At 33.8% G+C, this 17,859-nt stretch carries 17 protein-coding genes and 1 tRNA gene; 1 reads left to right on the forward strand and 17 read right to left on the reverse strand.

Annotation, left to right across the window (positions count from 1 at the left end):
• From VKY47_RS02355 to VKY47_RS02410, 12 genes are all read right to left on the reverse strand, one after another.
• A partial coding sequence (locus VKY47_RS02355) for a restriction endonuclease subunit S (RefSeq protein WP_324310043.1) occupies positions 1-770 on the reverse strand: 770 nt, incomplete at its 3' end.
• Positions 754-2,340 carry a type I restriction-modification system subunit M gene (locus tag VKY47_RS02360; protein WP_324310044.1) on the reverse strand — a complete coding sequence of 529 codons (1,587 nt, stop codon included), beginning with the start codon at positions 2,338-2,340 and terminating at the stop codon, positions 754-756. The genes VKY47_RS02360 and VKY47_RS02355, both read right to left, overlap by 17 nt.
• A gap of 575 nt (positions 2,341-2,915) precedes the next feature.
• Entirely contained in the window at positions 2,916-3,791 is an 876-nt protein-coding gene (locus VKY47_RS02365; protein ID WP_324310046.1) for a DUF6371 domain-containing protein, read from the reverse strand.
• Positions 3,792-3,900: 109 nt separating this feature from the next.
• Positions 3,901-4,086, reverse strand: coding sequence for a hypothetical protein (locus VKY47_RS02370; RefSeq protein ID WP_324310047.1), 186 nt, complete (start codon positions 4,084-4,086; stop codon positions 3,901-3,903).
• 10 nt (positions 4,087-4,096) lie between these two features.
• Positions 4,097-5,149, reverse strand: a complete 1,053-nt coding sequence (locus VKY47_RS02375; protein ID WP_324310048.1) for an AAA family ATPase — start codon at positions 5,147-5,149, stop codon at positions 4,097-4,099.
• Between the two features lie 2 nt (positions 5,150-5,151).
• Complete coding sequence (locus VKY47_RS02380) at positions 5,152-5,289, reverse strand: hypothetical protein (RefSeq protein WP_324310050.1); 138 nt, start codon at positions 5,287-5,289, stop codon at positions 5,152-5,154.
• A gap of 341 nt (positions 5,290-5,630) precedes the next feature.
• Positions 5,631-6,590, reverse strand: coding sequence for a hypothetical protein (locus VKY47_RS02385; RefSeq protein ID WP_324310052.1), 960 nt, complete (start codon positions 6,588-6,590; stop codon positions 5,631-5,633).
• 138 nt (positions 6,591-6,728) lie between these two features.
• Positions 6,729-8,126 (reverse strand): tyrosine-type recombinase/integrase, encoded by a 1,398-nt coding sequence (locus VKY47_RS02390; RefSeq protein ID WP_324310053.1) that lies wholly within the window; start codon positions 8,124-8,126, stop codon positions 6,729-6,731.
• 54 nt (positions 8,127-8,180) lie between these two features.
• Positions 8,181-8,253: transfer RNA gene (locus VKY47_RS02395), tRNA-Met, on the reverse strand.
• A 119-nt stretch (positions 8,254-8,372) separates the two neighbouring features.
• The gene (locus VKY47_RS02400; RefSeq protein WP_324310054.1) at positions 8,373-8,555 is read right to left on the reverse strand and encodes a CPXCG motif-containing cysteine-rich protein; all 183 of its coding nucleotides are present in this window, start codon (positions 8,553-8,555) and stop codon (positions 8,373-8,375) included.
• 67 nt (positions 8,556-8,622) lie between these two features.
• The gene (locus VKY47_RS02405) at positions 8,623-9,444 is read right to left on the reverse strand and encodes a leucine-rich repeat domain-containing protein (RefSeq protein WP_324310056.1); all 822 of its coding nucleotides are present in this window, start codon (positions 9,442-9,444) and stop codon (positions 8,623-8,625) included.
• A 119-nt stretch (positions 9,445-9,563) separates the two neighbouring features.
• On the reverse strand, positions 9,564-11,468 hold the full coding sequence (locus VKY47_RS02410; RefSeq protein WP_324310058.1) for an ABC-F family ATP-binding cassette domain-containing protein: 1,905 nt from the start codon (positions 11,466-11,468) through the stop codon (positions 9,564-9,566).
• 85 nt (positions 11,469-11,553) lie between these two features.
• Between VKY47_RS02410 and VKY47_RS02415 the strand changes: the two genes are divergently transcribed.
• Complete coding sequence (locus tag VKY47_RS02415; protein WP_324310060.1) at positions 11,554-11,946, forward strand: DUF983 domain-containing protein; 393 nt, start codon at positions 11,554-11,556, stop codon at positions 11,944-11,946.
• On the opposite strand, the gene VKY47_RS02420 is transcribed toward VKY47_RS02415, so the two are convergent.
• From VKY47_RS02420 to porK, 5 genes are all read right to left on the reverse strand, one after another.
• Complete coding sequence (locus tag VKY47_RS02420; protein ID WP_324310062.1) at positions 11,927-12,973, reverse strand: NAD(P)/FAD-dependent oxidoreductase; 1,047 nt, start codon at positions 12,971-12,973, stop codon at positions 11,927-11,929. The two genes, VKY47_RS02415 and VKY47_RS02420, sit on opposite strands and share 20 nt — an antisense overlap.
• Positions 12,974-13,070: 97 nt before the next feature.
• Positions 13,071-13,970: a type IX secretion system ring subunit PorN/GldN gene (gene porN / locus VKY47_RS02425; RefSeq protein WP_324310129.1), complete on the reverse strand. Its 900-nt coding sequence runs from the start codon at positions 13,968-13,970 to the stop codon at positions 13,071-13,073.
• Positions 13,971-14,023: 53 nt separating this feature from the next.
• Entirely contained in the window at positions 14,024-15,571 is a 1,548-nt protein-coding gene (gene porM / locus VKY47_RS02430) for a type IX secretion system motor protein PorM/GldM (protein ID WP_324310064.1), read from the reverse strand.
• 54 nt (positions 15,572-15,625) lie between these two features.
• Positions 15,626-16,270 (reverse strand): type IX secretion system motor protein PorL/GldL, encoded by a 645-nt coding sequence (porL, locus tag VKY47_RS02435; RefSeq protein ID WP_324310066.1) that lies wholly within the window; start codon positions 16,268-16,270, stop codon positions 15,626-15,628.
• A gap of 82 nt (positions 16,271-16,352) precedes the next feature.
• Entirely contained in the window at positions 16,353-17,723 is a 1,371-nt protein-coding gene (porK, locus tag VKY47_RS02440; protein ID WP_473964599.1) for a T9SS ring complex lipoprotein PorK/GldK, read from the reverse strand.
• Between the last annotated feature and the right edge of the window lie 136 nt (positions 17,724-17,859).

The raw sequence follows: 17,859 nt of genomic DNA on the forward strand, positions 1-17,859 counted from the left end.
GTTTTAAAAGTTTCCGACGAACATGTGAAAAACGGAAAACTACCGTTTTCAACAGCAGCATTTGAATTTAGTTTACCCGTTTTAAAGTCGAATACTTGCTCATAAGAACCAACTTCCCATCCCTCAGGCACATCCATATCCAATTCCTCATTATAAACCATCTCACCACCAGAAGATTTATAAGGCTTCCCATCTTCATTTGGGAACTCAAAATCTACAAACCAATGTTTATATAAAGCGTGTGCGGTTTCTTCCAATTTTCGGTTGAGTTGTTCGTTTAAAGCAATTCGGTTGGTTATGGTGTTGTATTCGACAACAATTTCTTGTTGTTTTTCTATGCTTGGGATTGGAAGTTCGGTATCACACAATTCATCCCAATCAAAAGTTTCTCTTGCACTTCCATGAGATTTAAAACGTGCGTATCTATCAAATTCTGGTCGCCTAAACCACATCATGGCATATTCGGGCAACAATTGCGTTTCATCAATTATTTCAAAAACAACATAGGCTTGAGATATAATAGCTTCATCATAGTCTTCTAATAAAGCAATAGAAATTTTATCGCCATTTCGAGAAGTTACTGGTCCATAAGCAAACTGGTTACGCTTGATGATTTTATAGGTTTTCATATTTGTACCTATAGTATTCGCTATGGACGGCATTAATACTTTTCTAATACTTACACCTAAAAGTCTTTCTACATTTAAATCTGAATTCCGGATATTAACCTCTTGAATAAATTGTCCTAATTTTTTATAATTCGATCTCAAATCCTAATGCTTTAAAAACGTTTAATAAATCGGTTTTAGATTGTGCTTCGTCTTTTAGTAATTGCGCCATTTCGGTTTGTAAACTCGCCATTTTGGTATCGAAATCAATATTTTCATCTCTATTTACAAACTCAATATATTTGCTTGGCACTAACGAATAATCTTTTTTGGTAATGTCTTCTTTGGTTACCGAAGCGCAGTATTCAGGAATGTCTTGGTAAAGAGATTGCTTCACTCCGTTCGCAATGACCGTAGTTTGCCAATTGTGATAGGTTAATGCCACATCTTGAATGTGCTGCTCGCTAAACTGAATGTATTTCTTCTCGAAAGGCTCGCCTATCTGGCGTAAGTCCATAAATAAAACTTCATTTTCTCTATCTCTATAATTACGTTCTTGGTCTCCAATAGTTTTTACATGATGGGTTTTGTTCTTATTTAAGATCCAAAGTGTCACACTAATATCGGTAGTATAAAACATACTACGAGGTAAAATTACAATAGCTTCTACCAAGTTATTTTCAATAAGTGTTTTGCGTATTTTATATTCCTCACCACCACCAGACAAAGCACCATTGGCTAACAAAAAACCTGCTACGCCGTTTTCAGAAAGTTTGGATACAATGTTTAAAATCCAACCATAGTTGGCATTACTTTTTGGCGGCACATCATAACCTCGCCAACGTGGATCGTCCAATAGTTCATTTTCGGCTCGCCAATCTTTTTGGTTAAAGGGTGGATTAGCCATGATATAATCGGCTTTCAGGTCTTTATGTTGGTCGTCCGAAAAGGTATCTGCCGCCTTTTCGCCTAAGTTGCCCGAAATACAACGAATGGCAAGATTCATCTTCGCTAACTTATAAGTGGTGTTTGTGTATTCTTGTCCGTAAATAGAAATCTCTTTCGTGTTTCCGTCATGAGCTTGAATAAATTTAACAGACTGTACAAACATACCACCAGAACCACAGGCAGGATCATAAATAATCCCTTTGTAGGGCTCGATCATTTCAGCAATCAGGTTTACAATGGTTTTTGGTGTATAGAATTCCCCTTTCCCTTTTCCTTCGGCAATGGCGAATTTGGATAAAAAGTATTCGTAAACACGCCCGACGATGTCTTGGGTTTTATCTTTTTGAGTATCAATATTGTTTATGGTATCCAATAAGGCTCCAAGCTTGCTTTTATCGAGTCCTAATCGTGAGAAATAGTTATCTGGCAAAGCTCCTTTTAAGGCTGGATTGTTTTTTTCTATGGTGTGAAGTGCTGTATCAATCTTTAAAGCAATATCATCTTGCTTAGCGTGCTGTATAATGTATGACCAACGCGATTGTTCAGGAAGGAAAAACACGTTTTTCATGTTATAAAATTCCTTCATTTCTAAAAACTTGTCTTGACCTTCTGCTATTAGCTCGCTTCTTCGCGCTTCAAACTTGTCGCTGGCAAACTTTAGGAAGATAAGTCCTAATACAACGTGTTTATATTCGGAAGGCTCTACAGAACCTCTTAATTTGTTGGCAGAATCCCATAAGGTTTCCTCCATTGATTTTTCTTTTTTGGTAGATTTCTTAGCCATAAATAGTATATCTCAATGATTTTTAGACACATATAAACCATGTGCTTAAACCAAAATATATTGTGTTTAGTTAATTCTTTAAGGAGTTTAAAGATAGGAAAAAACAGTTACATCTAATTACGGGAAACCGTATAAGCCACTTTTAGTTGAATAACAAAATTCAACAGATCAGATCCATCTCCCAAAACTTGTTCTTCTAACAATTTGCTACATGCCATCTATATCTTATATAATCTAAAATTTTATTACTGTTATCTAATTAGCATGAAGATGGATTGGCCCTATTTAAGTTAGGGTTGAGCCTTACAAAAAGTAAGGTGTTACATTACTTTTAATAATTTTTTGACCGTTGGTTGACCGTTGGTTGATCGTTGGTTGATCGTTGATAGACCGTTGATAGACCGTTGATTTTGGGTACAGAAGTTCCCAATTTGGGTACACATATAACCAAAAAAGCTTATTATTAACTAATTATTTTAAAATGGATTTACCTAAATATTAGAAAGAAATAACCGTAAAAAAAGTAAAGTGTTGCCTTACTTTTTTTACGGTTTTTCGAAAACACTCATGCCTGATTAAGCTGCTAAAGCTCTTTTTTGACTAATAATAAAATCCACCAGATCATCTCCATCTTCAAGACCATTTTCTTCCATTAATTTACTACATTTAATATTAAAACCTTCATTTCTTAAATGTTTTGCTGTTTTATTCCAGTTTTCATATTCTGTTTTATCTGGATAAGCAATAATTTCACGCCCTTTTAAAGGCTTTAATAATTCAGCTTTAAAATTTGATTTACTACCTGTTGCCATCCAGATAATGTCTCTTCTAAATACACTCATAACAATGGCGGTTTTTTCAGATTCTACTATGATTATGGTTTTAATTTCACATTCATCTGTTAGACGATGTAATCCAAACAAACATTGTTGTAATACAAAGTCTTTAATTCGTAGTACACGATGTAACCATGTAACAAAACTGAATGGTTTCTTGACTCTTTTTCCAGTTTTTTTGTCATACAACATCACTTTTCCCGCATGAATGTCATTTTTCTCATCAATTTGATAAAACACGGTTGATCCCCTCCAATGATTTGATGTTCCAATAAGATATTTTAATATAACTTCTCTTACATCTACTGGATCAAAGATTGTGAGCAAATATCTAATGAAGTTGTTATCCATATAGTTTTTACCAAATTTTTCTATAATATTTTGGTCATGAAAGGTTGGTTCTTCTGATTTGTATTCAACTGAAGGCCCTGTGATTGGCATATTACCTTTTGGAGATAAATGATAAGCACATTTGCTTTCTCTATCGCATCTTCCAATACGATCTTCTAAATATTGTTTTGATTCGGTATCAACATATCTTACAAAGGTTCTTTTTTGACATTGAGGACACGGAAATTTCTTGCTCGATTTATCTAAATGGTATTTATAATTCATAATTATTTGATTTTTAGTTGTTTGTTTTAATTTTCATAGGATTCGTAATGTTCGTAACGCTCGTAACATCCTTAAGGGTTACGAACGTTACGAGCGTTACGAGTCATTTTTAATGGATTTCCAATTTATTGAAAAGATAATTTAATGCATCTTCATCGGTAAATTTTCGCACATTCTTAACGTCTGGTCTTGCAATAGGTACTGGAGACAAATCAGCTTTCAGCATATCATATAGCTTCGCCAGCTCTTCCATTGGAAGTGCTTTAGCTACTTTATATACTACTGATGCATCCATTATAATCGACTTATGCTTCTAAACGCTTAATTGTGTTTCTTACGGTACCTTCGCTAATACCTAATCTTGATGCAATTTGAGTATTTGGCATACCTTCCTCTTTCATTTCAATAATTTGATCATCTCTTTCTGATAGGTCTGATGATGTGTATTGTCTTAAATGCTCACTTTCAGAACCAAATTCTTCAAACTGGAATCTTAAAAAATTATGAGGATTTTCAATTTTGCACACAGCCACATTTTCAGCATGAAATATTTCTTCGGTATTTCGTTGTTTGATCTGTTTGATATAACGCATAGATGGTACCGAGGCACTTTGACCTATAGCAAAAGCGCTATCGCAAAAGTTCATAAGCATTTTGCTTCCCGATAAATCATTTTTAGTGATAGGTTTGGTTGCATCTCGCTTAGGAGTGTGAGCCAATACAAGTATAGAGACACCATATTTTTTACTAATGCTCTTAAGGTGTTTCATTAAAACAAGTGCATCTTTAGCTCTCTCGTTATCACTCCTTAAAAAAGTGATATTATCAATAATCAAAACCTCTACTTTATCTTTTACTATTACAGTTTCAAAAGAATTACATAGAAATTCCTCATAGTCTTTAAACTCTTTAGGAATTTCGGCTTCGGTATTGATTTCCACCCTTAACAAGTTGTGGGGAAAAACATAATGGTCCTTATAATTATTGGAATAACGCTTTTCAAATTGCTTGTCCGATAACTCAAAATCAAAATATGCAACTCGTAAAGGCCCTGTTTCAATTTGAAAACCATTTATAGCCTTTCCTTTACTGATACTGTTTGCTATTTGAACAGCTAAAATGGACTTACCTACATTGGTGTCTGCAAATAGAATACAGACTTCACCTTCGTACCAGAACCTATCAAACAATAGTCTTGGAATTGGACGTGATTTTGCTTCATCAATCCATTTATTTGCGGGTTTAACAAGAAAGCAACTGGTGTTGCTTTCTTGTTTTACTGTTTCTTTCTGAAACTTGTCAATATCATCATTGACGACTTCAAGATTTCCTTGGGCAATGAATTTTCTTTCTCCCATAATTACATATAAATTCCATGTTTATCCCATAATAATTCCCGAACATACTGAGAAACTGTCAGGTTTTCTCGTAGTGCGGCCGCTTCGATTGATTCTCGTAAGTGATCATCAATACGGATAGTTAATCCTGTTTTTTTCATGGTTTTTGTGGTTTAAAAAAGGTTAATAAATAAGGAAGCCACTTAGAGATGAATATCATCTTTAAGCGGCTTAATTGTTTTTTTGCAATTGAAAATGTAGATTCACTTACGGAATCATATCTTTCATTTGCATGAATTTTTGAAACGACACTATGGTATGCGTCGAATGCTTTTAAAAAATTTTCTGATGACTGTTTGAAGTCTTTTTCCATTAGAATTGTGTTTAGGTTTTTCTAATGGCAATTTACTACCGACTTTCAAAAAATGGATGGTGCTGGGAATGGTGGTGGAGTAGTGTTTTATAGTGGTAACTACGTTAAACTGGTGTTTTTGTAAAAACCCTATTTTTCTGATGCTAATTCTTTAAATTCATTCATATAAAATTGCATTCTTTTGGCATGTTCCAACTGAATAGCTTCATCAATAACTGGAATATTGGTTTTTTTGATTTTGTGCTCTTTAAGGAGATAGTCCATAAAGTCTTTCTTACTATCCGTAATTAATTTTAGTTGCACTAATACAGGGTACAGACTATCAATGTGGGCAGGTATTAAACTATTCAACTCTTCAATTGTATTGTTAACTTTTATGAAAATATCGATATTTGAGAAGATATGATTGTAATGCTGGAAAAGGTCATTTAAAACACCCCGTTTTGAAAAGTAGAAATCAAGTTCAAATTTATATTTATCGTTTAAACCGATTAATTGTTTAAGGTGAAATTCAAATGCAATAAACTCATTTAATAATTCATTCTCATTCATTAAAACCCCATCAAAGTAATTCAAATTGCCATAAAGGTATTCTAACAGGAAATCACGTTTGGCAATATTCCATTTCATTGCTTCTCTTTGTTTGTAAAGAAAGAACATCCTGTTTTCCGCTTCTATGCTTTCAAAACCTGTTACGGAAACATCTCTTTTAAATGTATTAAAACCATCAATACTAAATTCCTTAAATATTTCATTGAAATAATGAAGTGCCCTTTTCTTTTGACCTTTCTTAGACTTTCCATACACCTCTTTATTAAATTGTATGAAAAAATCAACAAAGTGTTCGTCAATATATTCCTTGTATCGGAGTACTAAAAAATCATAAAAATCATAAACCAATGATTTCGTTGGCTCAATCAATGGAACTAATGGCGCTTTAATTCCATTGCCATATCTCGCTTCTGAAATGTCAGTAATACTTACGGTGACATTTTTTTCGAATAAACCATTCAATACTAAGATTTGATCCTGAATCTCAATTGACTCCATTTCAAAATCCTCTTTAATTAATACTCCAAAGCGTTTCATAGTAAATTATAGATTTAAGGAACTGCTAAAATATCAATATAGGATCAAATATGAGGCTTGTATTACAATGTATTACTCGTAATACATTGTACCTAAATCGTAATACACTGTAATACAACCACCCCTTATTTAATAACTTTACGTTAAAAAATGTGAGAAATCCTCTGGCAATTCAGCATCAATATCCCTAAGATAACTTTCCAATGCGGACATGGAGGAGTGACCAGAAATAAGCATCAATTTACTTTTGACAGCATGGGGCGACATATTGGGCTCTTTGGATATTTCCCGATAGAGCTCTGAAGTTGTTGTGTGCCTAAAACTATAAAGCCCATAATCTACACTTAGCCCAAAATGGTCCTTAACTTTCTTGAACCGTTTTGAAAAATAGTTTCTTTTATTAACTTCATTTACGTCCCACTGCCCTCCTATCTGCTTGATTGTAAACAAATCATCTTCGGGAGAAAAACCAGTCAGATCAGGAAGTTTGTCAAATAGTATGCTCGGTATTATCTTTTCCTTTACGAGCTTATTTTTTGCTTGAATTTGCATTTTCATATCCTTAAAATTAAGGTCTCCTATCTTCATTCTACATACTTCAATAGGCCGTAAAAACCCATAGCATACAAAATCCACAAAAAGGGACAATAGAGGATCGTTTTTATCCATATAGTCCTTAATATCTTTTAATAGTTCAGAATTATAGGACTTATTCCTTTTTGGGGTAGATTTCAATTTCTTTAATCTTGTAACAAAATTTTCTTGTAATACATCATTATCGATAAGGGTCTCGATAAATGAATTAAGATCGTTGCGTGTGTTGTTTCTATTTCTTGGACTGGTACTTTGTAATACGGTATTGAGATATTGTATTACGGTCTTTTTATTGATTTTCTTAATGTCATCACTTTCCTTAAAATCGTTTTCATAAAGCCATTTATAGAACCTATTTATTCGGCTTCTATATTGTGGAAAGGAGGTCTCATTTAATACCTTCTGCTTCGTATCTAAAACCAACTTTTTCGCTTCCTCAAGAGTCACGATAGACTCTTCTTTCATTGAAGTGACAACAGTCTTTACTTCTTCAATAACTTCGACAGGCTTTGGCCGATCTTTTATTATTGTTTGAACTGGCTTTGGTTTTTCGTTTATTATAACCTCTGGCTCTCCCATTAATTTGCGCCTAACGTGAGAATTATCCTTAAGATACGGATTGAATCCAGCGTCAAGCACATCCATAAGCTTTCGCTGAAGAGGTTTGAGGATATTCAACCTGTCTTTTCTGTTGTTAAAACTGTTAGCTGAGGCCTTCATTCTTTTTTGTTGTTTCATATATCCTGTTTCAGGATCACGAAAAGAAAAATAGACATACCAATCCTTCTCAAGAGCTTTTTTTTGCTCTTTGGAGGTTAGCTTTGACCATTGGTCAACATCTACACCACCAGTGTAGATTTTAGGTTCATTGTAGTTGGGTTTCATAGCAAAATCATGTACTGAATCATGTACCTGCAATATAAAACTTAAAATTGAAGACATAAAAAAAAGGGTTGTGAATACACAACCCTTTGATTTAGTTAGCCTTAAGCTTAGTAGCGGGAACTGGACTCGAACCAGTGACCTTCGGGTTATGAGCCCGACGAGCTACCTACTGCTCTATCCCGCGATTTAATACCAAAATGATTTTCTTAGCTTTTAACTTTTGGCTCATAATACCGACTCAATCATTTTAGGACTGCAAATATACAATGCTTTTTAGACATAACAAGCACATTTTAAATAAATTTATTGCTCAATGCTTTCAACCCGAAAACTTACAAGTTCTTGTGCTTGAAATTTTACCGAAATCTGTATGGGATTGCAACATACCTCACAATCCTCAATATATTCTTGTTCAGACTGCGAGCTATCCAATAACATCGAAATAGTCTCCCAACAATACGGACATTGAAATTCGTGTTCTTCCATAATCCAAAGATAAAAAAAAAGACCATCTTCTCAGATAGTCTCTTTTCATTTATAAATTAACTAATAATTAATCATTATCGGTGATAACCGTTTTAGAATTAAATTCTATAAACTTATTTGGATGAATTCCATTTCCTCCAACTAACGACACGTATTCGCGATCAAAATCATTGTCGCTTACCATAAAGGTACTTAGCTGAGATAAACCAGTAACTTGGTAAGGTACAGTTCCTGTTAATTTGTTACTTGCTAGAACTAACTCCTTTAGCTGTGTTAAGCTACCTATTTCAAAAGGTATCTCACCAACCAAGTTGTTATCTATTAAACTTAATATTTCTAGTTGTTGTATGTTTTTAATTTCTGCTGGAATGGTTCCAGTTAAATAATTACTTCCTAACAAGAGTTCTTTTAAATTTACCAAGTTCCCGATGGAAGTCGGTATTTCACCTGTTATACCATTACTATATAGTTTTAAAACCTTTAAATTTGTTAGGTTACAAATTTCTGAAGGAATGGTTCCCATAAATTTATTCATAAATAATTCCAAAGAAACTAAAGCTTTTAAATTCCCTAAAGTGGATGGTAATTGCCCTTCTAATTGATTAAACCCAAGATTCAGTTTTCTTAGATTTACTAAATTTCCAATTTCTTGAGGAAGTGTTCCTTTTAAATTGTTGAAATGTAAATTAATCTCTACCACTTGACTATTTTCAACTGTGATCCCATACCAATTTTCAATAGGCTCGCTTAAATTCCAAGTGTGATTCCATTTTTCGCCATTTGTAGATTTATACAATGCCAAAAGAGCATCTTTTTCAATTTTAGATACCTCTGAAAAAGAAAAAGTGGTTGCCAAAAAACAAAGTAATACAAGTGTAAAAGTCTTCATAGTTGTTAAATTTGGGATTTATTCTCTAACAATAATAGAAGATTTATAGATGACAAACAAATTTAATCGATGAACTACATCTTTTTGGAAGAATTAATTAAAATGTATAAAACATGTGTTTATAGGTTTTCAAGAGATTCATGGACTTTTTCCCAATCTCCCATATATGCTTCCAGTTTTTTCTTTTTAGATTGATAGTTATCAAAAAAACTGGCTTTGGAAACAGTAGCATCATAGTTTGACGCCAACTCTACATCCATAGTCTTGATTTCTTTTTCTAGCTGCTGAATTTTAGATTCTATATTGCTGAGCTTATTGTTTAAAGATTTCATTTTCTTTTGAGACTCATAAGATTCCTTATTGCTTTCTTTAGGGGTTTCCTTAACAACATCGCGTCTTTCAACTTCCCGTAAATTTTCAACATTTCGTTGTTGTAAGTAGAAATCGATATCTCCTAAATATTCCTTTATTTTATGATCTTTAAACTCGTAAACCGTATTGGTTAAACCTTGAAGAAAATCCCTGTCGTGAGAGACAAGTATCAGCGTACCTTCAAATTTTTTCAGAGCTTCTTTTAATACGTTTTTAGATTTTATATCCAAGTGGTTTGTTGGCTCATCCATGACTAAAACATTCAAAGGTTGCAACAACAATTTAGCTAATGCCAAACGGTTACGTTCTCCTCCAGATAGTACACGAACGTATTTTTCCGCTTCCTCGCCTCTAAACAAAAAAGAACCAAGAATGTCTCTTACTTTACTTCGATTGGTTTCGTTTGCAGCATCAATCATCGTATCTAAAACGGTTTTTGTTCCATCTAAATATTCGGCTTGATTTTGGGCGAAATAACCTATTTGCACATTATGTCCAAGTTTCAATTCCCCTTGATGCTTTATTTCACCAACAATAATTTTAGCTAAAGTGGATTTTCCTTGTCCGTTTTGGCCAACAAAAGCTGTTTTTGTATCGCGTTCAATGGTGAGGCTAATGTTTTTTAAAACCTGAACATCGCCGTAATTTTTAGTAATATTATTAGCTTCTATAACCACTTTTCCAGGAATAACCGATACTGGAAAATTCAGTTTCATAACGGAATTATCGTCTTCATCTACTTCTATCCGATCTATTCTGTCCAATTTTTTAATTAAAGACTGTGCCATTGTAGCTTTGGAGGCTTTGGCTCGGAATTTTTCAATAAGCTTTTCGGTTTGCTCTATTTGTTTTTGTTGATTCTTTTGGGTGGCAAGTTGCTGTTCCTTAATTTCCTGACGAAGTACTAAAAATTTAGAATAAGGTTTGTTGTAATCGTAAATTCTTCCTAAGGAAATTTCTATGGTACGATTGGTTACATTATCTAAAAACATTTTATCGTGAGATACAATAACAACAGCTCCTGAATAGGTTTTTAAAAAGCTTTCCAACCAGATAATGGATTCTATATCCAAGTGGTTTGTTGGCTCATCCAGCAATAAAATATCATTGTTTTGAAGAAGTAACTTGGCTAGTTCAATACGCATACGCCATCCTCCGGAAAAGGTATCTGTTAATTTTTCGAAATCGCTTCGTTTAAAACCTAAACCTTGTAGTATTTTTTCTGTTTCACCTTGATAGTTATAACCTCCTAGGATTTCATATTGATGTTGTAAGTCGTTTAAATCGACCATTATTTGATGGTAACCTTCGCTTTCGTAGTCGGTGCGATTTACCAATTGGTAATTGATATCTTCTAATTTGGCCTCTATGGTTTTCAACTCCTTAAAAGCTTCGTATGATTCCTCTAAAACTGTTCTTCCTAACACGAAATCGATATCCTGCTTTAAAAAACCAATACTCATGTTTTTATCGGCAGCTATTTGTCCGGAATCTGGTTCCATTTCTTTCGCTAAAATTTTTAGCATGGTTGATTTTCCAGCGCCATTTTTTCCAATTAATCCAACACGATCACCCGGACTTAATTTAAAGGTTAGGTCTTCGAATAAATATTCTCCTTGAAAGGAAATTGATAGATTATGGATATTAATCATTTTTATGACTCTTGTTACGGTATGTTGTTAAATAAAATTCTAATTTTGCGGAAACTTACAAAGCGCAAAAGTAATTGTTTTAGCAATGATAAAAAAAGGTAATAAGCTTTATAGCATTTTTAGTGGGGCATGTCCTAAATGCCATCAAGAATCCATGTACTTCAATAATAATCCTTATAAACTTAAGGATGTTTTAAAAATAAAAGACCATTGTTCTAAATGTGGTACCAGATATAGAATGGAACCCTCCTTCTTTTTTGGCTCCATGTATGTAAGCTATGGTGTTGGTATTGCGTTCGCTTTTGCTGCCTTTGTTATAAGTTTTTTCTTTTTAGGAACCAGTTTAACAACTTCTTTTATCGCAATAGTTGTTACATTAATTGTGTTTGGCCCTATTATTATGCGTTGGTCCAGAAATATTTGGATCAATCTTTTTATGCATTACGATGAAACTTTAACTAAAGACCAAAACGATTGATATCAATCTCCTTATCCAAAGCTTTACCCTTTTCTATATAATCAAAAAGCTGCTTGGCTACATAAGGACCAATCATGACGCCTCTAGTACCAAGCCCATTTAAAACAAACATGTTATTATGTTCTGGATGTGTCCCAACCAATGGCCTACGGTCTTTAACAGTTGGTCTTATTCCTGCTACTTGATCCACTACCTCAAAGCTGCAGGTTAAAAAGGTTTTAAGCTTGTTTAACAGCTCTTCTCTACCTTCTTTAGTAATGTTATTGGTTTTATCGTCCCAGTTGTATGTGGCTCCTATATGATACAAATCGTTTCCTAATGGTAAAATAAACACACTCGATTTTAAAACATAATCAATTTTCAATTCTGGAGCGTAAATAGTTAATAGTTCCCCTTTTGATTCCTTTAAAGGAAGGTAATTAAAAAATGGATTTGTTTTTAAGCCAAAACCTTCAGAAAACACCATATTGGAAGCAGAAATGTCTTGATATGAAAGCCTTCCTTTCGAGGTCTTTAACTCCGAGTAATTAAATGATTCTTCAATAAGCTTATTTCCTTCTTTTAAATATGTTTTATATGAAGAAATAAGAACCTTGGTATCTATTCTTCCCGTTTTTAAAACTTCACCAAAACCATAATCCGCATGAATACTTAAATTTGAATTCTTTATGATTTTAGATGAAAGGTGTTCCGCCAATAAAGGATTATCGCTTGCTAAAAACCAATTGTTTTGCTCTTCATGCGAAGAAAAACGTCTGTAAACAGGTATTTTATAATCAATTTTTACTTGAAGTTTTTCCTCTATATGGTGATATATGGGCAAGGCCAAATCCAATTGCTCCTCACTTTTCCATACAGATGTAAAACGTTTTAAAACCACTGGATTGTATAAACCTCCTGCAACAACAGAAGACTGCTGCGATTGATTATCAAAAATAAGAAAACTCTTGTTTGCAGCAATTAACTGCTCGCAAAAAGCTATTCCGGCCAATCCGCAACCTACTATAATATAATCTACTTGTTTCATACGGTACAAAAGTAAGTTAAAAAGAAACTCTCTGTACAGAATAAAAAAAAACGTTCACTTTAAGGTGAACGTTTTTAGGTGTATTATGTGGTAATACTTAGTAAGCCCACATATCTAATTCAAAATCTCTAATTTTTTCTTTAATTCTATCAGATTCCAAGAGTTGCATTAAAGCATTTTCAGAAATGTATTCGGTTACTTTACGGTCTCCATAAACATTCTCTTCTTTATATATATATCCGTTGAATCTTCTTGCGTTTAACAAGTGATCGAAAGAGAAAGGCACGGCACTGTTTTCGTTGTTAAACGATTTAGCTTGGTGCAGAATATCTCTAGCATCTGGGAAAAACACCCAGAATAAAGGAATTGGTTCTTTGTTTGCTTCATCGTCAGAATCGATAAAGTTAACATCTGGAGCAGCTGGTGCTATTCCAAGAAGTCTGTACTTTAATTCTGATTGACGCTTATCAAAATACCATAACCCTTTCACTAAATAAGCACTAATATCGTAAGATGTAATATCGCGTTTTACAATATATTCCGGATCTACATATCCATCGGCATTAAATTGTTCGAAACCTATATCTAAAGTATCAATTTTAGACATAGCTGATTGAATATCCTTTAATGTACGTTTGGTTGTAAAATAAGAATCGTCATAAATGTTTTCAATATTACCATCCTTTACGTTTTTCCAAAGAACATCGAATAAAGAACGTCTTTCCTTACCAATATTATTTGTGTCTACAGGGTAGTATAATGGGAAATTAACACGTTCGTCTAAAACCACTCTTTCCCAAGTCATTTTAGAAAACATAATGTCCCTATCGTCCACATAACCATATTCCAATGGCTTGTCGTTATCTACTTCTTTTTGAGCCTCGGTTCTAACACCAATCTCACTAGGAGTTTTAGCATTTAAAATGTTCGCCTGAGCAAAGGAAGCAGATACAAACGATATGCTTAAAACGGTTAATAAAAAACTTTTATAATTCATCATTTTACATTTAATTATTAGGGCCTATCAACTTTTCGAGATGATAATTTCTATTAGTTTGCTATCTCAACAATTACAGCTGAAACTCCTTTTAACTTATAAGCGGAGTTCCCCTTAATCTGTGCTTTAATTTCGAAAATTTGAACGTTGTCGCCACGTCTAGCTTTACGTAAAGCACTTTTAGCTTGATCGTTTAATTTAGTTCCATTAACATCCACAGATGGTTGACCAGGTACTTTAAATTTAAACGAAGTTACTTGAATTGGTAATTCAAAATCAAAATCGTCTAACATGGCACCAATGGTTGAAATTTCAACAGAGTTACGTGGTAATTTTACAATACCATCTTGTCCACTTATAGTTCCTGTTGGTTTTGGAATATCTTTAATTCTAAACAAAGCTTTATCACTTACTTTATCTCCGTTAGGCAAAGTTCCAGTTACATTAATGGTGATTTCTCTACCTGTTCCTGGATTCATTATGTATTTACCAACACCACTAGCTTTACTTAAACCTGGTGCACTAGCAGATACATTATTATCTGAAATACCAGCAAAAGAAATTGTCATTGGGTTCGCAACTCCACGATATACCACATTCATTTTATCGGCAGAAATAGTAGCCGAGTTTGGTTTTGGTACAACCGCATAGGTGCTTTCAAAATCGATAATTATATCCTCACCACCTTCTTTAAAGATGAATTGGCCTTTAATATCTTGCTCTCCAACAGCTCCTGCAGGAAATTCTAAGAATGTTTCACCGGCCTTCATTGCATCTTCAGCCAATTCTTTACCATTTACTACAACCTTATCAGCCTTTAACGTGTTATCCTTTTTTCCTAAGATAATTCTTCCAGTAAAGTTTTCTCCCGAGAAGAAAGCCGTTTTGTCTGGAACAACAATCGCATCAAAATTTGTTAAAGACGCTTCAACTTTTAATTTACCAGCTAACATAGATGATAATACTTCCGATTGAGTTGTTTTAACATCAGCTTGTAACTGAGTCATTTTAGTTAAAGAAGCAACTAAAGGGAAACCTTTATAGTTATGATCTAACCAAGCAACAGTTCCTGCGGCACGTTTAACATCATCTGTTGCAAATTTCTTTTTAACATCGGCAGAAACGCTTGCCATATCTGGATTTTTTGACAAAACCTCTATAACACCATCTCTAAATGTTGCGATTTCAGACATAAAGGCTTGGCCTTCTGGCTTTAATTTATCGCCTATAAAGAAATGATTATCTAGGTAATCTCCTTTATCCATGACTTCATATTCATGTGGGTCATCGACAGTAGCTACCATCTTTCCTTTTAAATCTTCTAAATAAGTATTGAAATTATTAGCTAAAGTATTAATTTGAGCTGCTTGATCTCTTAAAGGACCATATTTCAATTCATTATCTACAGCTTGTTGCTGTAAACCAGCAAAAAATTGTTGGTTACGCGTCGTTGCAGCCTCATTGGATTCGGTTAATTTCTCGTTCATTAAACCAAATGCCGATAGGACCTCTTTCGACATATTAAGTGCTAGCATGGCTATAAACACTAAATACATCAAGTTAATCATTTTCTGTCTTGCGGACAATTTTCCTCCTGCCATTTCTAATTAGTTTTGTAGTTAATTGTTAAAATTTAATTTTTAGTACGATACTAATTAGCTTTTATTCATTGCAGAAAGCATACCTCCATAAACACCATTTAATGATGATAAGTTAGATGCTAAAGATTTCATTTGCTCTTTTAATTTTGTCGCGTTTTCAACAGCTTCTTCATTAATAGTAGCTTGACGGTTTACACTTTCCAATTGTACTTTGTATAAACTATTTAAAGATTCCATTTGTGCAGCAGCTAAAGAAAGCTCTTCACCATATTTTTTAGTAGCAGCAATTGAATCAACTGTTGGGCTAATACCTTTTGCAGCTCCTTCGAAGTTTTTAATGCTATCTCCTAAACTTGCCATTAATTCCGCATCTATTTTCGCGTCTTTTAATAAACTGTCTAATTTTTTAGAAAGTAATCCTTCAGCATCTTTAGGTTGTTCTTGTTTTCTAGAAAGACCTTGTCCTCCAGCTAATTCTGGATATACTAAAGACCAGTCTAAATCGTCATCTACAGGTTCGAAAGCAGAAATGGCAAATACAATAGCCTCTGTTACCAGGCCTAAGGTTAACATAACGTTACCCGTTAACGGACCTATTTCGAAGTGAACGATTTTGAATAAAGCTCCAATGATTACAATTGATGCTCCAAATCCGTAAGACATTACCATAAATTTCTTAAATGCTCTTGATTGTGCCATAATTTTAGTTTTTTAGTTAAGTGTTTAAGTTGTACTTAAAGAAGGTTAATATTTAGTTATTATTATTGTGGTTGTTTAATTCTTATCTGTTGGTAGCCGCAGAGTTTTTGGTTACTTCAGTTCCCATATAATCTTGAACGGTTCTGAATCCAATATAACTTCTAGCTGAATCTGCGTATTCGTAATCTCTTGAACTTACTTGTAAATAGTACTTTACATCTTTCCAAGAACCTCCACGCACTACTTTACGTTTGTTGTTAATATCGTTAACACTAGGGTTTATAGTGGAAACATACTCGTAAGAAGATGGATCGTAAGATGCACTTACCCATTCGGACACGTTTCCTGCCATGTTATATAAGTTGAAATCGTTAGGATCGTAAGATTTTGCTTCAACAGTATATAAAGCCTGGTCAGCAGCATAATCTCCTCTTAAAGGTTTAAAGTTTGCCATAAAACAACCTCTGTCGTTTTTAGTATATGGTCCACCCCAAGGATAAGTTGCAGCTTGAAGACCCCCTCTTGCAGCATATTCCCATTCTGCTTCAGACGGTAATCTGTATGAGTTTACATAGTGTTGTTTTCTGCTTTTTCTATAAGCATTGTGGTACATGGTTCTCCATTGGCAAAAAGCCTTTGCTTGAGTCCAAGACACTCCAACCACTGGATAATCTCCGTAAGCATCATGCCAGAAATAATCGTTGTGCATTGGCTCATTATATGAGTAAGCGAAATCTCTAATCCAAGTAGTCGTATCAGGATAAATTTCTACTTCCTCCTTAATAATAACATCTTTTCTCTTTAAAGATCTGTTTTTTGCAGCTTTTTCTATATCCATATAAGAATATTGAAACTTAAATTTAGTTACATCCCAAGTTCTTTGTCCGTTATAAGACTCCTCAAGTGGAATATACATGGTATCCATTACCTCAGCATAATATTCGTCTGGATAATCTGCTGTATCAAAAATGATATCAACATCATGATTCAATTTTCTTCCCTCGTAACCAGTTGGACCTAAACCACTGTAGTTATCGTACATATACTTTTCGTAAACAGTCATGTTTTCAGGATCTGAATCTTTAAAAGCATATTCTCCAATACCTCCATTTCCAGGGGTTTCACCAATTTCGTCAGCAAGTATTGCTAATTTGGTTCTAATAGTAGAATCTCTTACCCAGTTTACAAATTGACGATATTCGCTATTTGTAATTTCTGTCGCGTCCATATAGAATGATCTAACAGTTACTGTTTTTGAAGGTGCGTCATGAATACCGGCCAGATCGTCGTCTGCCTTACCCATAATAAAAGCTCCTCCTGGTACTAATTCCATACCAAAAGGCTTTTCAGGATGCCACTTCTTTCCTTTAACACCAACCAATTGACCTCTGTCTCCAGAGCCACAACTAGCTAAAAATGTCAAAACTGCGGTTAATAAAATAAACTTCTTCATATCCATAGAAAACTCGAGGTTAATAATTTAATTTTGTGTCTTAAGATTTTTAAGAGCGTAAACATATCTATATATTTTTTAAAAAACAACTTTTTTTTAAAAAAATTCACGTTTCATCGTGAAAAAAGTGCGGTTC

Origin of the sequence: Xanthomarina sp., from assembly GCF_035306705.1 — a bacterium.
In the GTDB taxonomy this organism is placed as follows: domain Bacteria; phylum Bacteroidota; class Bacteroidia; order Flavobacteriales; family Flavobacteriaceae; genus Xanthomarina.

What these genes read in the sequence shown, in the direction of transcription:
- VKY47_RS02360 (WP_324310044.1), bottom strand. Translation starts at nt 2,340, where the DNA reads ATGGCTAAGAAATCTACCAAAAAAGAAAAATCAATGGAGGAAACCTTA.
- VKY47_RS02365 (WP_324310046.1), bottom strand. Translation starts at nt 3,791, where the DNA reads ATGAATTATAAATACCATTTAGATAAATCGAGCAAGAAATTTCCGTGT.
- VKY47_RS02370 (WP_324310047.1), bottom strand. Translation starts at nt 4,086, where the DNA reads ATGGATGCATCAGTAGTATATAAAGTAGCTAAAGCACTTCCAATGGAA.
- VKY47_RS02375 (WP_324310048.1), bottom strand. Translation starts at nt 5,149, where the DNA reads ATGGGAGAAAGAAAATTCATTGCCCAAGGAAATCTTGAAGTCGTCAAT.
- VKY47_RS02380 (WP_324310050.1), bottom strand. Translation starts at nt 5,289, where the DNA reads ATGAAAAAAACAGGATTAACTATCCGTATTGATGATCACTTACGAGAA.
- VKY47_RS02385 (WP_324310052.1), bottom strand. Translation starts at nt 6,590, where the DNA reads ATGAAACGCTTTGGAGTATTAATTAAAGAGGATTTTGAAATGGAGTCA.
- VKY47_RS02390 (WP_324310053.1), bottom strand. Translation starts at nt 8,126, where the DNA reads ATGTCTTCAATTTTAAGTTTTATATTGCAGGTACATGATTCAGTACAT.
- VKY47_RS02400 (WP_324310054.1), bottom strand. Translation starts at nt 8,555, where the DNA reads ATGGAAGAACACGAATTTCAATGTCCGTATTGTTGGGAGACTATTTCG.
- VKY47_RS02405 (WP_324310056.1), bottom strand. Translation starts at nt 9,444, where the DNA reads ATGAAGACTTTTACACTTGTATTACTTTGTTTTTTGGCAACCACTTTT.
- VKY47_RS02410 (WP_324310058.1), bottom strand. Translation starts at nt 11,468, where the DNA reads ATGATTAATATCCATAATCTATCAATTTCCTTTCAAGGAGAATATTTA.
- VKY47_RS02415 (WP_324310060.1), top strand. Translation starts at nt 11,554, where the DNA reads ATGATAAAAAAAGGTAATAAGCTTTATAGCATTTTTAGTGGGGCATGT.
- VKY47_RS02420 (WP_324310062.1), bottom strand. Translation starts at nt 12,973, where the DNA reads ATGAAACAAGTAGATTATATTATAGTAGGTTGCGGATTGGCCGGAATA.
- porN (WP_324310129.1), bottom strand. Translation starts at nt 13,970, where the DNA reads ATGAATTATAAAAGTTTTTTATTAACCGTTTTAAGCATATCGTTTGTA.
- porM (WP_324310064.1), bottom strand. Translation starts at nt 15,571, where the DNA reads ATGGCAGGAGGAAAATTGTCCGCAAGACAGAAAATGATTAACTTGATG.
- porL (WP_324310066.1), bottom strand. Translation starts at nt 16,270, where the DNA reads ATGGCACAATCAAGAGCATTTAAGAAATTTATGGTAATGTCTTACGGA.
- porK (WP_473964599.1), bottom strand. Translation starts at nt 17,723, where the DNA reads ATGAAGAAGTTTATTTTATTAACCGCAGTTTTGACATTTTTAGCTAGT.